This window comes from Arthrobacter koreensis (genome assembly GCF_035792275.1).
Classification (GTDB): Bacteria; Actinomycetota; Actinomycetes; order Actinomycetales; family Micrococcaceae; genus Arthrobacter_B; species Arthrobacter_B koreensis_A.
In genome coordinates this window covers 83,814-97,257 of record NZ_JAMWKK010000007.1, presented here as the reverse complement: position 1 = coordinate 97,257, position 13,444 = coordinate 83,814, and the positions used below count along the sequence as shown (strand labels likewise).

General features: G+C 66.9%; 12 protein-coding genes. 3 read left to right on the top strand and 9 right to left on the bottom strand.

All coding sequences use genetic code 11. The features are described from left to right. Positions 1–68: 68 nt before the first annotated feature. From NGB94_RS09045 to NGB94_RS09015, 7 genes are all read right to left on the bottom strand, one after another. Positions 69–1,859, bottom strand: a complete 1,791-nt coding sequence (locus NGB94_RS09045) for a DEAD/DEAH box helicase (RefSeq protein ID WP_325790287.1) — start codon at positions 1,857–1,859, stop codon at positions 69–71. Beyond that, the gene (locus NGB94_RS09040; RefSeq protein WP_325790286.1) at positions 1,856–3,274 is read right to left on the bottom strand and encodes an MFS transporter; all 1,419 of its coding nucleotides are present in this window, start codon (positions 3,272–3,274) and stop codon (positions 1,856–1,858) included. The genes NGB94_RS09045 and NGB94_RS09040 overlap by 4 nt, the downstream gene beginning before the upstream one ends. A gap of 68 nt (positions 3,275–3,342) precedes the next feature. Continuing rightward, a complete protein-coding gene (locus NGB94_RS09035; protein WP_227894659.1) occupies positions 3,343–3,648 on the bottom strand; it encodes a DUF3039 domain-containing protein in 306 nt (101 codons plus the stop codon). 31 nt (positions 3,649–3,679) lie between these two features. Next, entirely contained in the window at positions 3,680–5,254 is a 1,575-nt protein-coding gene (locus NGB94_RS09030) for a transporter (protein WP_325790285.1), read from the bottom strand. Beyond that, positions 5,236–6,048 (bottom strand): ABC transporter ATP-binding protein, encoded by an 813-nt coding sequence (locus NGB94_RS09025; protein ID WP_325790284.1) that lies wholly within the window; start codon positions 6,046–6,048, stop codon positions 5,236–5,238. The genes NGB94_RS09030 and NGB94_RS09025 overlap by 19 nt, the downstream gene beginning before the upstream one ends. Before the next feature lie 100 nt (positions 6,049–6,148). Next, complete coding sequence (locus NGB94_RS09020; protein ID WP_325790283.1) at positions 6,149–7,090, bottom strand: tetratricopeptide repeat protein; 942 nt, start codon at positions 7,088–7,090, stop codon at positions 6,149–6,151. A gap of 101 nt (positions 7,091–7,191) precedes the next feature. Beyond that, positions 7,192–8,898: a hypothetical protein gene (locus NGB94_RS09015; RefSeq protein ID WP_325790282.1), complete on the bottom strand. Its 1,707-nt coding sequence runs from the start codon at positions 8,896–8,898 to the stop codon at positions 7,192–7,194. Positions 8,899–9,156: 258 nt separating this feature from the next. Between NGB94_RS09015 and NGB94_RS09010 the strand changes: the two genes are divergently transcribed. After that, a complete protein-coding gene (locus NGB94_RS09010; protein ID WP_325790281.1) occupies positions 9,157–10,467 on the top strand; it encodes an AI-2E family transporter in 1,311 nt (436 codons plus the stop codon). A 22-nt stretch (positions 10,468–10,489) separates the two neighbouring features. Here the strand turns inward: NGB94_RS09010 and NGB94_RS09005 are convergent, their stop codons facing one another. Continuing rightward, entirely contained in the window at positions 10,490–10,849 is a 360-nt protein-coding gene (locus NGB94_RS09005; RefSeq protein WP_325790280.1) for a hypothetical protein, read from the bottom strand. Between the two features lie 39 nt (positions 10,850–10,888). Here NGB94_RS09005 and nucS point away from each other — a divergent pair, with 39 nt between their 5' ends. Next, entirely contained in the window at positions 10,889–11,584 is a 696-nt protein-coding gene (gene nucS, locus NGB94_RS09000; RefSeq protein WP_325790279.1) for an endonuclease NucS, read from the top strand. Between the two features lie 274 nt (positions 11,585–11,858). Beyond that, on the top strand, positions 11,859–12,062 hold the full coding sequence (locus NGB94_RS08995; protein WP_325790278.1) for a cold-shock protein: 204 nt from the start codon (positions 11,859–11,861) through the stop codon (positions 12,060–12,062). 72 nt (positions 12,063–12,134) lie between these two features. Here the strand turns inward: NGB94_RS08995 and murA are convergent, their stop codons facing one another. Continuing rightward, the gene (murA, locus tag NGB94_RS08990) at positions 12,135–13,400 is read right to left on the bottom strand and encodes a UDP-N-acetylglucosamine 1-carboxyvinyltransferase (protein ID WP_325790277.1); all 1,266 of its coding nucleotides are present in this window, start codon (positions 13,398–13,400) and stop codon (positions 12,135–12,137) included. Between the last annotated feature and the right edge of the window lie 44 nt (positions 13,401–13,444).

Below are 13,444 nucleotides of genomic sequence, written 5' to 3'. Positions count from 1 at the left end.
CCTCGAGACAGAAACTGCCCGTATCGGCTCCGATACGGGCAGTTTCTGTCATCTCGGTGGAGAGGGCGCTACTTGCGGCCGATGAACCAGTCCTGCAGCTTGGCCAGCCGCTTCTCGAGCTGTTCTTCGTTGGCCTGGGCCACGGCCGGTCCGCCGCAGATCCGGCGCAGCTCGGAATGGACCACGCCGTGCGGCATCCCGGAGCGCGCCGACCAGGCGGACACGTTCTTGGCCAGCTGCGCGCGCAGCTCGGTGAGGTGCCGGTGGTCGGCAACTGACGGCAGCTGCTCCGGTACCGCTTCCTCCGGTTTTTTCCGGCCCCGCCGGGAAAGCTGCTCCTGCTGCCGCTGGCGCAGCAGCATGGTCACCTGGTCAGGGTCCAGCAGGCCGGGGATGCCAAGGAAGTCCAGCTCATCCTCGCTGCCCAGCTCGCCGCCGGTGCCGAACTCGCCGCCGTCGAAGAGCACCCGGTCGAAGGACGCCTGGGATTCGAGTGCCTCGAACTTCTGCTTCTGCAGCTCGCCGGAGGCTTTCTCTTCCCGGTTCGCCGCCTCCATCAGGGAGTCGTCAAGGCCAAAGCCCTCTTCCTCCGCGTGGTTCTCCGGGCGGTCCAGGGCGTGGTCCCGCTCCACTTCCATTTCATTGGCCAGGATCATCAGGTGCGGCACTGAGGGCAGGAACACGGACGCCGTTTCGCCGCGCTTGCGGGCACGCACAAAGCGTCCCACGGCCTGGGCGAAGAACAAGGGTGTCGCCGTGGAGGTGGCATAAACGCCGACGGCGAGGCGCGGCACGTCAACGCCTTCGGAGACCATGCGCACGGCCACCATCCAGCGCTGGGTGCCCGCGGAGAACTCGTCGATCTTCTCCGAGGCCTTCGCGTCGTCAGAGAGGATCACGGTGGGTGACTCCCCCGTGATCTTCTTCAGCTGCCCGGCGTAGGCCCGCGCGTCCTCGTGGTCGGTGGCAATCACCAGGCCGCCGGCGTCGGGCACTGTGCGCCGCACCTCGCTCAGCCGCCGGTCCGCAGCGGCGAGGACAGCCGGGATCCACTCCCCTGCCGGGTTCAGCGCCGTGCGCCAGGCGTGCGCCGTGATGTCCTTGGTGACGGCCGCTTCACCGAGGGAGGCGGCCATTTCCTCACCGGCACTGTTGCGCCAGCGCATCTGCCCCGAATAGGCCATGAACATCACCGGACGGACCACGTGGTCCTTCAGCGCCTGGCCGTAGCCGTAGGTGTAGTCGGCCTTGGAGCGCCGGATACCCGCCCCGTCCTCGATGTACTCCACGAACGGGATCGGGGCGGTGTCGGAGCGGAACGGCGTTCCGGTCAGGGCCAGGCGCTTGGCAGCCGGTTCGAAGGCTTCGCGGATGCCGTCACCCCAGGACAGGGCGTCACCGCCGTGGTGGATTTCGTCCAGGATCACCAGGGTGCGTGCCGCCTCCGTCTTGGCACGGTGCAGCATCGGTTTGCTGGCAACCTGCGCGTACGTAACGGCAACGCCGATGAAGCCGTGGCCGTGACGGCCGTCGGCGTTCTTGAAGTTGGGGTCCAGCGCCAGTCCGACGCGTGCGGCGGCGTCAGCCCACTGCCGCTTCAGGTGGTCGGTAGGCGCGACGACGGTAATCCGGTTGACGATTCCCCGGTCCACCAGCTCGGTGGCCACGCGCAGGGCGAAGGTGGTCTTGCCGGCCCCGGGCGTCGCAACAGCGAGGAAGTCGCTGTCATTCTTGGCAAAGTATTTTTCCAGGGCTTCGGCCTGCCACTGGCGCAGCTTCGGGGCTGTTCCCCAGGCCGCCCGCTCAGGGTAGGCAGGGGGCAGCGCCGGTCCGCTGCCGAACAGGGTATCGGGACTCACGCTTGGGAATGCACCTTTCCGGTACTTGGTCTAACATTTGCACTGCGGATGCCCGCCACTGTTCCAATCACGGCGAAGACCGCCAGGAGCAGCCACATCAGGGCATACCCGGATTCCGGGCCCACAGGTTCCTGCTGCACCAGCACGGCCAGCAGTACGCCCCCAACCGTGGTGCCGGCGACGGCGCCCACCTGGTCCGAGAGCTGAAGCGACGCGGAGTTCTGTCCCCGGTCCGCCGCCGATGATGCATCAAGTACCAGCACCGAGGTGCTGGACAGCGCCGCTCCCATGGCCACTCCGGCCAGTGACCAGACGGCCACCAGGAGCCAGAACGGCGCCTGTGCGCCCGCCAGCAGGCCGGTGCCGCCAATCGAGAGCGTCAGCAGTCCGGAACCGCCGGCCAATAGCAGGTGCCGGCGTGTGCCCGGGACCCGTGCCTGCAGGAAGGATCCAATGGCCCAGCCTACCGCGCCGGCGGTCAGGGCAATTCCGGCCGTGGCCGGGCTCACCCCGTAGACGGCCAGCAGCAGCACGGGCATGAAGGCCTCCGCGGACACGAACGCCGCGTTGATCAGTCCGCGTGTCGCCACTACCGAGGGCAGCCCCCGGCGCAGCCACAGCGCGCCCCTCGGCAGCAGCACCGCCAGTGCGGCCACGGCGGCCAGGACACCGGCTGCGGCGAGCAGGCCCAGGGCAGCTGATCCGGAGGCAGCAGCTTCGTTGCCTGCCCACTGGGCGGCGAAGACGCCGCCGGCCAGGAAAATCCCCCATATGGCCCGGCGCCGGCCCAGGGCCGGGTCGAGCTCCGGGTTCTCCGGCGCCCCCAGGTGCCGGACCCGCGGCCAGACAAGTGCGGCGGCCACCGCCACAATCGGAATGGCGATGGCGAAGACCCAGCGCCAGCTCACGTACTGCGCCAGCAGGCCGGCTGCGAGCGGTCCCACCATGGACGGCAGGATCCACGCAGTGGCCACCCAGCCGAAAACGACAGGCTGGAGCCTGGAGGGGTACACCTGACCGATAATCACGTACAGCGCCACGACCATCGCACCGCTGCCAAGCCCGGAAACCGCCCGGCCGGCGGTCACCAGCCAGAACTCCCCCGCTGCGGCTGAAAGCACCAGGCCGGCTACCAGGAGGGCCATGCCTGTGATCAGGGAACGGCGCGGACCCTCGGCATCGCACCGGGACCCGGCAAGCACCGATCCCAGCAGCGACGCGGTGAGGAACATGGAGAAAGCCAGTCCGTATCCTGCACCGGCCCCCAGGTCGTCCCCGATGACCGGCATCGCCGTCGTGACAGCCATCGCTTCAAAGGCCACGCAGGTGACAATGGCGACGACGCCGAGGGTCAGCGGCCGAAAGGCAGCGGACATTGCTCCCTCGGGCCGGTCCGCGGGCAGGGGCTCACTCATAAAGGCATCAGGACTTACTGCCGTGCCAGGGTGCGACGGCGACGAAGGGCTACGGGAGCGAGCGGGCGCTACTTCTTCCCGCCGTCGTCCTTGCCCGGGCGGAGCCCTTCGTAGATCTCCTTGCACGTGGGGCAGACCGGGAACTTCTTCGGATCCCGGCCCGGAGTCCAGACCTTGCCGCACAGGGCAATCACGGGTTCACCCGAGAGTGCGGATTCCATGATCTTTTCCTTGCGCACGTAGTGCGAGAAGCGCTCGGCGTCACCGGGTTCAACAAGTTCCCGCTGCTCTTCGCGCTCGATGACAGCAGTGGAAGAACCGCTGTCGGCCCGGCGCATGGGGTCGGATTCGAAGGGATCAGGAGGCAGAGTCATGCCCCCATCTTAGTACCCGGAGCCCGCACTGCTACTTGTTGACCGTCACGGCCAGCAGGACCTCCGGACCGCGCCTGTCCAGCCACCGCCCGCCGATCCGGATGCCGGCAACGAGGGCCGCGGAACCGTAGACTACGCCCAGTACCAGGGTCACCCAGCCCCATACTTCCCCCAGCCCGAAGGCATAAAGGGCGGCAGGGACCAGCAGAGGCAGGGCGATCACGAACTGCACCGCGAGCCAGATGAACTGGACCAGCATGGTGCGGCCCGTGGATCCCGGCGGGGTCTTGAAGGCATTTTCCCCGGGAAGAGGCACGTTGTAGGTATACCGGGCCGAGAACACGCTTGACAGTCCCAGGCCGGAGAGCAGCAGGCCCAGGGAAAGACCCAGGAGGGCGGGGATGGCATGCGGCATGCCAATGACCAGCGGCGGCACCACAGCGGCGATCAGCGTTGCCGGCAGGGCGAAGACCGCGCACGCAAGGGCACGGCCGGCCCGGTCTGCTGTTCCCGGCACGCCGGTTGAAAGGTGCAGTGCGAAGGCAGTGTTGTCATAGGAGATGTCCGCCGAGATGCCGAAGGCGAGCAGGAACGCCACCAGCGGTCCGATGCCGAGGACAACGGGAGGAAGACCCTCCCCCGTCTGCACCGCAAAGATGAGCACGACGGCGAGCACGGGGACGATGATCAGCGAGACGCTGTAGCGCGGGTCGCGGACCCAGTACGTGAGGGCGCGTGCGGCTACGGCACCGGTGGGGGTTGCCGGGAAGCGGGCAAAGAACCCCAGCTTGCCGGCGCCGCGGCTTGCCGTGGCGTTGTGCGCCGGGGTGACCAGGGCACGGGCAAGCAGTGCCTGCCACGCCCAGGTGATCAGCGCCAGGAAAAGGATGGAAAGGAGCAGGCGCAGCAGCCCGGTGCCCGCGCTGCCCAGGGCGATGTCGCCCGGCACTGCCCAGGCGCTGCCCAGCGGCGTCCAGGCAAGGATCCCGGCGAGCCGGCCCAGGACATCTCCCGAAACGGCGGCCGTGGTGGCGACGAACCCGATCAGTGGACCAATGAACATAAGCGGGATGATGAGCACGATTCCCGAGACGTCCTTGAAGCGGCGGCTGGAGGCAAGCGAGGTAGTGGCCGCCACCCCGAGCCTGGCCAGCACCACGCAGGTCAGCACCGCAACGGCGGCGGCAGGAATCCCGGCCAGTACCGCCATCGGGTGCTGCCACCAGGCAGCGGCCTGGATGAGCGCCGAGGCCAGGGTGATGATTCCCGGAATGCCGATGAGTGAGCCCAGTGCCAGGCCCAGGATCATCTGGCGCATGGGAATCGCAAAGGTCACGAAGCGTGCCGGATCGAGGGTCATGTCCACGCCCGTGGCTACCACGGGAACAATCGCCCAGCCCAGTACCGCAGCGGACCCGCCAAGAACCACCACGGTGCGGGCCAGTTCAGGATCGTTGAAGGTCAGGAAGAACAGACCGGCCAGCATCAGGCCCAGAATGCCCAGTCCGTAGAGGGCTCCGAAGGCTATTCCAACAATCTGCCAGGGGCTGCGCTTCAGGGAGTTGCGCAGCAGGATCAGTTTGAGCCTTAGGAGGTGCGCAACCATGAGAGTCCCTCCGAAGTGGTGCGCCCGCCCACAAGTTCAACGAACTTCTCTTCGAGGCTGACGCCGCCGCGGACCTCGTCCACGGTGCCGGCGGCAAGGACGTTTCCAGCTGCTACGACCGCAACGTGGTCGCACATGCGCTGCACCAGGTCCATCACGTGGCTGGACACGATCACGGTGCCGCCCGAGGACACGTAGCCCGCGAGGATCTCGCGGATGTTGGCTGCCGAGACCGGATCCACCGCTTCGAAGGGCTCGTCCAGGACCAGCAGCCGGGGGGCATGGATCAGGGCCGAGGCCAGGGCGATCTTCTTGGTCATGCCTGCGGAGTAATCCACCACCAGGGTGCCGGCGTCGGACGCCAGGTCCAGCGCCTTCAGCAGGTCCGCCGTCCGCTCCGCGACCGTCGCGCGGTCCATTCCGCGCAGCAGGCCGGCGTACGTGACCAGCTGTTCGCCGGTCAGCCGGTCAAACAGCCGAACGCCGTCCGGGAGCACGCCCATCAGACGCTTGGCTTCCAGCGGCTTCGCCCAGACGTCCACGCCGTGGACCCAGACCTGGCCGTAGTCCGGGCGCATCAGTCCGGTCGCCATGGATAGTGCCGTGGTCTTGCCGGCCCCGTTGGGACCGACCAGTCCGTAGAACGATCCCGCCGGCACATCGAGGTTGATGCCGTTGACGGCGATTTTGGGGCCGAACCGCTTGGCCAGGCCCCGGATGGCCAGGGCGGGCGCTGCCGGAGCGTTCTGCGGTTCCCCGCCGGGCACGGCGGCTGGATCAGGTGTTTGGCTCATACTGAAAATCTAGCAACCGGGGCCCTGCCCGGCCTCCGTCTTGCGGACGAAATCCGTAATAAGACGCCCTCGCCGGCCCCGCCGGTGGGAGGAGAAATCCCTAGAACAGTGCCCGGGCCAGGGCGGAGCGCGCCTTGGTCACGCGCGGGTCGGAGGTGCCGGCGATCTCGAAGAGGTCCAGCAGGCGCAGGCGCACGCGTTCACGGTCGTCCCCGGCGGTCCGGGAGATCAGCCTGATAAGCCGGTTGAAGGCGTCTTCCACGTGGCCGCCGGAAATATCCAGGTCTGCCACCGCAAGCTGGGCGTCGACGTCGTCCGGGTTGCCGGCTGCAGCGGTGCGCAGAGCTTCGGCGTCAGCGTCTTTCAACCGCTGCATCAGTTCGACCTGTGCCAGGCCGGCCTTGGCTTCAGCGTCTGCGGGCTGTTCCGCGAGGGCCTTCCGGTAGGCAGCCGCAGCGCCGTCGTAATCGCCCGCCACGATGGCGTCATAGGCTTCCTGGTGCAGGGGCGGCAGGGGTGCTTCCTCCTGCGGTGCAGCACCGGCTTCGCCGAGGGACCCGTTGACGCCGTTCGCCTCCGCTACCTGCATGAGCTCGGTAATGAGGGCACGAATCTGCTCCGCGGGAACCGGACGGTCCAGCAGCGGTACCGGCTGGCCCTTGATCACGGCAGCAACGGTGGGCACCGCTACGGCCTGGAAAGCCTGTGCGATCTGGGGATGCGCATCGACGTCGACGTTGGCCAGCAGCAGCCGTCCCTGCCGTCCTGCCGCTTCTTCCTCCAGCACAGCGGTGACTTCGGCCGACTCCGGACTCCGCGGCGAGTACAGGTTCACGATCACGGGCACGGTTGCCGAAAGCTGCACAACCTGCGGGAAGGTCTGCTCGGAGACCTCCACCACGTAGGACGAAGCACCTTCGCCCTGCCCGCCTGCCGGTGCGGGCGGCGGAGCGCTGGCGCGGTTCTTGAGTGCGGAGAGGTCCACCGCTCCCCGGAGGTTCATGGACGGCGCGGGCGCAGGGCGGTGGTTCGGTGTGCTCATGGCTTCAACCCTAATACGGCTGGTATGCCCGCGGGCAAGTGTCCGCGGACAGCACAGCGGCGCCGCAGGCATGCTGCGGCGCCGCTGTTGCCGGTCACCGGTTACTTCAGGGTGGCGGAGAGCAGCTGCTGCGCTGCGCCAATGACTTCCACCTGCCCGGAGCCACCGGCGGGCGGAACGTAGATCATCACGGCTTCGCCGTATTCCACGTCGATTCCGGATTCGGTGTTCTTCTCGCCGGTCAGCGTCTCGTAGATGGTGCCCTCGAGGTTGATCGAGTCACCGGCTTCACGCGGAACGCTGGAGTAGGAGTGGGACATGTAGCCGAACACAATCGCTCCGCCGTCCCCGGTCCGCAGCGCCCGGGTATCCGAGGCAACCGGAGAATGCTTGAACGTGATGGTGGCGAACTCATTGGCCGGGTTGGCGGTCACCTCGGCCTGGAACGTCGTCACGGCCTCGGCAAAGCTGTTCGGGGCAAACGTCTCCTTGTTGCCGCCGTCCGGGTTGGTCAGTGCGTCCGCAAGGGCATCGACTGCCGCCTGCGGGGCCATGGCCAGGCCGTCGGCGGAACCGGGATCTGCTCCTTCCACGCCGCTGCCCTCAGCCGGAGGCTGCGGGAACGTTGTGCCCGGCAGCATCTGGATAGCGGAGACAAGCTTGTAGTTCTCCCGTGCGGAGGCCTGAACCAGCACCAGTGCCTGGGGAACGGTGTTGTCCTCGCCCTGCGTCACGGCAACGACCGTGCGCGGGAACGCGGTGGATGTGGAAACGAGGTCGGTCAGCAGCGGCGACGCGGCTACGGCAGCGGGTGCCTTCGTATCCGGCACCTTGGCCGCGGCCGCGTAGTTCGCCTCGCGCAGGGCCAGGGCTGTGGACGTGGTGCGCGCGGGCAGCAGCGAAGCGTCCTTCGCGGCGTCGGCCTTCTGGACCGTTCCGGCCACGGAGCTGAGAATCCGGGAAAGCTGGCCGTCCAGGACAACCGGGTAGTTCTCCTCGGGGGCACTGCTTTCCGCTGCGGTCGCAGCCCCGGGGACCAGGCTCAGGGCCAGGCCGCCGGCAAGGGCAGCCGCGGTGAAACCGGCAGCCGTGCGCTTTGCCGTGGAAGACGACGACTGCGGCTGCTCCGGGCTGGCGCCCCGGCGGGCGACGATGCGCTGGGCAGCCGTGTCGGATTCACGGACTGCGCGCCGGCTTCCCGGAGGCGGCGGCGTCGACTTCCGGCCGCGGGCAAGGAACGCAAGGGCGAGGCCAAGTACGGCTGCCAGCGCTCCGGCAATGATGAGCGGGACCGCCAGCGGAGTACCTTCGTCGTTCGGCCAGCTGATGGTGATGTCGGTCGGCGCGGGCGCCGTTCCGTCAGAGGCGATCAGGATCGACCAGTCCCCCGGGGCAGGCTCAGTCCAGGTGTAGGACAGCTCTGAGTCTGCAGCTTCTTCGCTGACCCACAGATCGGAACCGGCGGGGCTGGGGACGCTGGCTTCGCCCTCACCGGTTTCAGCACTGAGTGGATCCTGTTCACCCGCGCCGATCCGGGTCACGGCTGCTCCCTCGGCCCAGGCGTCGACGTCGGCTGAACGCCCCACGGCCAGGAAGACCCCGTCACCGGAACGGACCGTGATTTCGGCGCCTTCGGGACGGGAGGACAGCAGGTCAGCCTCGAGCACGGCCACGGGCGCGGCCTCGCTGCCCTGCGGGGCCTGGGCCGTTACGGTCTGGGGCGGAGCCCAGAGAGTGCGCTGGCCAATCCCGACGAGCATCATCAGGATTCCGAGCACTATCAGCGGAACTGCAATTTTGTTTCGCACAGCTTACCTATCGTTGGTCACGGTCCTCCGCGCGCCTGTAGGCAGCGGGAACGGGACTGATGCCCCTATGGTCATCGTGGTTGGCGGTTGCTTTATAACCCTATGGTAACGAAAGGGCCCCGAAGAGCACATTTGGGCATTGCCGCCTTCCGCAGCGGCATGCAGCGGGCCTGCGCCCATGGCAGGTGTTCGACTGATAATCTGGCGCGGCACGGAACACCCGCGCAGCACTATGGCACCGAGGGAGAGCACAGGCCGATGAGTGAAGACAGGGATGTTCCCGTCGATGAGCCACTCCCGGCACCGGGCAGCGACGCGGCGCCCCGCCGCAGCCTCCTGGCATCCGGCGGAGAACGGCTGCGCCGGCTGGTTTCCCGTGTTCCGGGTGCCCGTCCGCGGCCCCGCTTTGACTTCCCTCCGGAGGATGAGGTCCCCGAGGTGCTCCCCGAACCCGAGGTGGACCCGGAGGCCAGGCTCTCTGACGAACGACGGCGCTTCGGCGGCTCCCCGCCGCCGCTCACCGCGGGCGGCGGACCGGACAAGCACCCCATCCGCTTCGGCTTTATGTTCACCGTCGGAGTCGGTTTCGCCCTGCTGCTGTTCTTCATCATCACCAACGTCGGCGAACTGCTTGTCTGGATCGGTGCGGCACTGTTCATCGCCCTGGGTCTTGACCCGGTGGTGCGATGGCTCAGCGCGCGCGGCGTTCCCCGGCCGGCGGGCATCGCCATCACCGTGCTGGTGCTCGCCGGGGCCGTGGCCGGCTTTTTCGCCACCCTGATCCCGACGATCGTCAGCCAGACCACCGAGATCGTCAACAACACCCCCGGTTACGTGGACCGGTTCCTGTCTTCTGATTTCTTCGTCACCATCGAAGAGCAGTTCAAGGTCCGCGAACGCATTGACGAGGAAGTGCAGAAATTCTTCTCCAATGCGGATGCCGTGGGCGGCATCTTCGGCGGCGTGCTGAGTGTGGGAACAGTAATTGCCAACGGGCTCTTCGGTGCGCTGATCATCCTGGTGCTCACCCTCTACTTCCTGGCCTCACTGCCCTCAATGAAGAAGTGGGCCTACCGGCTGGCACCCCGCAGCCGGCGCAGGCGCGTGGAGGCCCTGTCCGAGGAAATCACCGGCAGCGTTGGAAACTACGTAATCGGCCAGGGCTTCGTCGCCCTGCTGGACGCCCTGTATGCGTTCATCATCATGACCATCACGGGCGTGCCGTTCTCGATCCTGCTGGCCTTCGTCGTCGCGCTCCTCGCGTTCATTCCGCTGGTCGGGCCGCCAATCGCGCTGGTGCTCGTCTCCCTGGTCGCCCTGACCTCAAGCTGGCAGACTGCCGTTGTCTTCGCGATCCTGTACATGGCGTACCTGCAGTTCGAGGCGTACTTCGTCTCGCCGCGCGTGATGCAGCGGGCCGTGGCGGTGCCCGGCGCGGTGGCGGTCATTGCCGTGATCGCCGGCGGAACCCTGCTGGGCGTGCTGGGCGCACTGATCGCCATTCCCACCGCCGCTGCCGTGCTGCTGCTCATGAAGGAAGTCGTAATCGCCCGGCAGGACCGTCTCTAGCCCGGCCAGGCTGCCGGCTTTGCTAACGGCGCGGCCCGGAGCCGGGACGGGTCCGCCAGCAGCGTGCATGCCAGTGCCGGCGGTCTTCCACCGCAGTCTGGCGGCCAAAGAGGGAATCCTCCTGCCAGACCACCAGGTGTTCAATCCCCGGCGGAATAACCTGGCCGCAGCCCGGACAGCGGTAGTCCTTGGCCGCATTCCGTGCGGTGATTCGGCGTACCGACCATTCCCCGTCGGAGGCTGATTCGCGCTGCGGGAGCCCTGCCCGCGAACGCTCCAGGTCAATCTCCGGAACCGGGGCAGCCCACTTCCGGCGCGCGTTGCGGCCGGCTGCGGTGCTGGAAGCCGGCAGCTGCCGGCGGGGACGGTTGGAGCGGGGCATAAAACCATCTTGCCGCAGGCGAACCGGTAAAGTGCAACTGTGCGTTTAGTGATAGCCCGCTGCTCCGTTGACTACGTCGGCCGCCTCCGTGCCCATTTGCCCCTCGCTACCCGTCTGCTCATGGTGAAGGCGGACGGTTCCGTCCTGATCCATTCCGACGGCGGCTCCTACAAACCGCTCAACTGGATGAGCCCGCCGGCCACGCTGCGGATCACCGAGCCCGGCGAGGACGACGCCGAGGCAGGCGTCATCGAGGTGTGGAACGTCCAGAGCGCCAAGACCGATGACAAGCTGGTCATCAGCGTCTACGAGCACCTCTCCGACGTGGCCCACGACCTGGGCACCGATCCGGGCCTCATCAAGGACGGAGTCGAAGCAGACCTGCAGCGCCTGCTGGCGGAGCAGATCACCAAGCTGGGTGAGGGCTACACGCTCATCCGCCGGGAGTACATGACCGCGATCGGCCCGGTGGATATCCTGGCCCGCGACGCCGACGGCGGCACCGTGGCTGTGGAACTCAAGCGCCGCGGCGATATTGACGGCGTCGAACAGCTCACCCGGTACCTGGAACTGCTGAACCGGGATCCCCTGCTGGCTCCGGTGCGCGGCGTCTTTGCCGCCCAGCAGATCAAACCCCAGGCGAGGGTCCTGGCTACGGACCGCGGCATTGATTGCCTCACCCTGGACTATGACGAAATGCGCGGCGTGGACGACGTCGAGTCACGCCTGTTCTAAGCGTTTAACTGACCCGTAAGTCGGCCGTTAAAGCCTGCAAAACAACGGCCAAAAAATCTGCGAAGTTTTTCTTCGAATCCGTTGACGGCTCTTTAGTGGTATGTAACGCTATAACCAGTCTTTGTGTAGGTGTTTTTCATGCTCGCAAGACGGTTGCGAGCGTGAAGCTCCTGTAGGAACTGCCGGCAGGCAGGGAACCTGGACTTCCCGCTTCGGTAACAACCACAGGCACGAGGTGTGCCGGTACAGTTCCAGCAATAAAGGAGATAGGCAAATGGCACAGGGAACCGTCAAATGGTTTAACGCGGAAAAGGGTTTTGGCTTCATTACCCCGGATGATTCCGACGGTGACGTTTTCGTCCACTACTCGGAAATCCAGTCCAACGGGTTCAAGACCCTGGATGAGAACCAGCGCGTTGAATTCGAGATCGGCCAGGGCGCCAAGGGCCCCCAGGCCACCGGCGTAACCGCCCTCTAGTTCTAAGCACCAGCAAAAGCGGGGACCATTTGGTCCCCGCTTTTCTGCGTCCCGGTCCGTTTGCCGCGGCTGTCAGCTGCGGCGGCGCAGCACGTTGGCCCCGAGACCCCGCAGGGACTCCATGAACCGTTCGTAGCCGCGGTCGATGTGGTCCACTCCCCGCACCTCCGTGGTTCCTTCAGCGGCAAGCCCGGCTATGACCAGAGCGGCACCGGCCCGGATGTCGTTCGCTTCCACCGGGGCACCGGAGAGCCGGGAAACGCCCTGGATCAGGGCATGGTGTCCATCCAGGCGGACCACTGCCCCCAGCCGCGCCAGTTCCGAGGTGAACCCCCAGCGGGCTTCGAAGACGTTCTCCGTCACCATTCCCGATCCGGTGGAGACGGCGTTCAGCGCCACCACGAAGGGCTGCAGGTCCGTGGGAAATCCCGGATAAGGCAGGGTTGAAACGTTGATCGGCTCCGGACGCGACGGCCCCTTCACGGTAAACCCGTCCTGGCTGGTCTCTACCGCGCAGCCGGCCTGGGCAAGTTTGTCCAAAACCACCGTGAGGGCCCGGGGATCAGCATTGCGCACTTCAATGCTGCCGCCGGTAATGGCCGCGGCGAAGGCCCAGGTTCCGGCGACGATGCGGTCCGGGACAACGCGGTGGGTCACCGGCGAAAGCGACTCCACTCCCTCGATCACCAGCGTGTTGGTGCCGATGCCGCTGATCTGCGCCCCCATCGAACACAGCATTTCGGCGATGTCGGTAATCTCCGGCTCCCGGGCAGCGTTGTCGATGACGGTTGTTCCCCGCGCCAGGGTGGCGGCCATCATGATGTTCTCGGTGGCGCCGACCGAGGGGAAGTCCAGGACGTGGCGGGCGCCGTGCAGTCCCTCGGGAACCGAGGCGATCAGGTAGCCGTGGTCAATGGAGATGGAAGTGCCCATGGCTTCCAGCCCGGAGCGGTGCATGTCCAGTCCGCGGGAGCCGATCGCGTCTCCTCCGGGAAGCGCTACCTCGGCACGGCGGCAGCGGGCCACCAGGGGGCCGAGCACAGAAATCGAGGCCCGCATGGCACGAACCAGGTCGTAGTCCGCCTGGTGTCCGGGGACCGCCGGGACGTCGATCCGCACCTCGGCGGCGTCGGCGTCGTAATCCACGGTGCAGCCGAGCCGGCGCAGCAGCTCGGACATAATCCAGACGTCCTGGATGTTGGGCACGTTGGTAATGGTGGAACGTCCCTGTGCCAGCAGCGTTGCTGCCATGAGCTTGAGTACTGAGTTCTTGGCCCCCGGGACGGTCACCGAGCCGTTGAGCGTGGAGGGGCCGGTGACAACAATGACGTCTTCCATTCCTCCATACTAAGTGCCCCCTGCCCCCGCCGCCCGACAGGCGC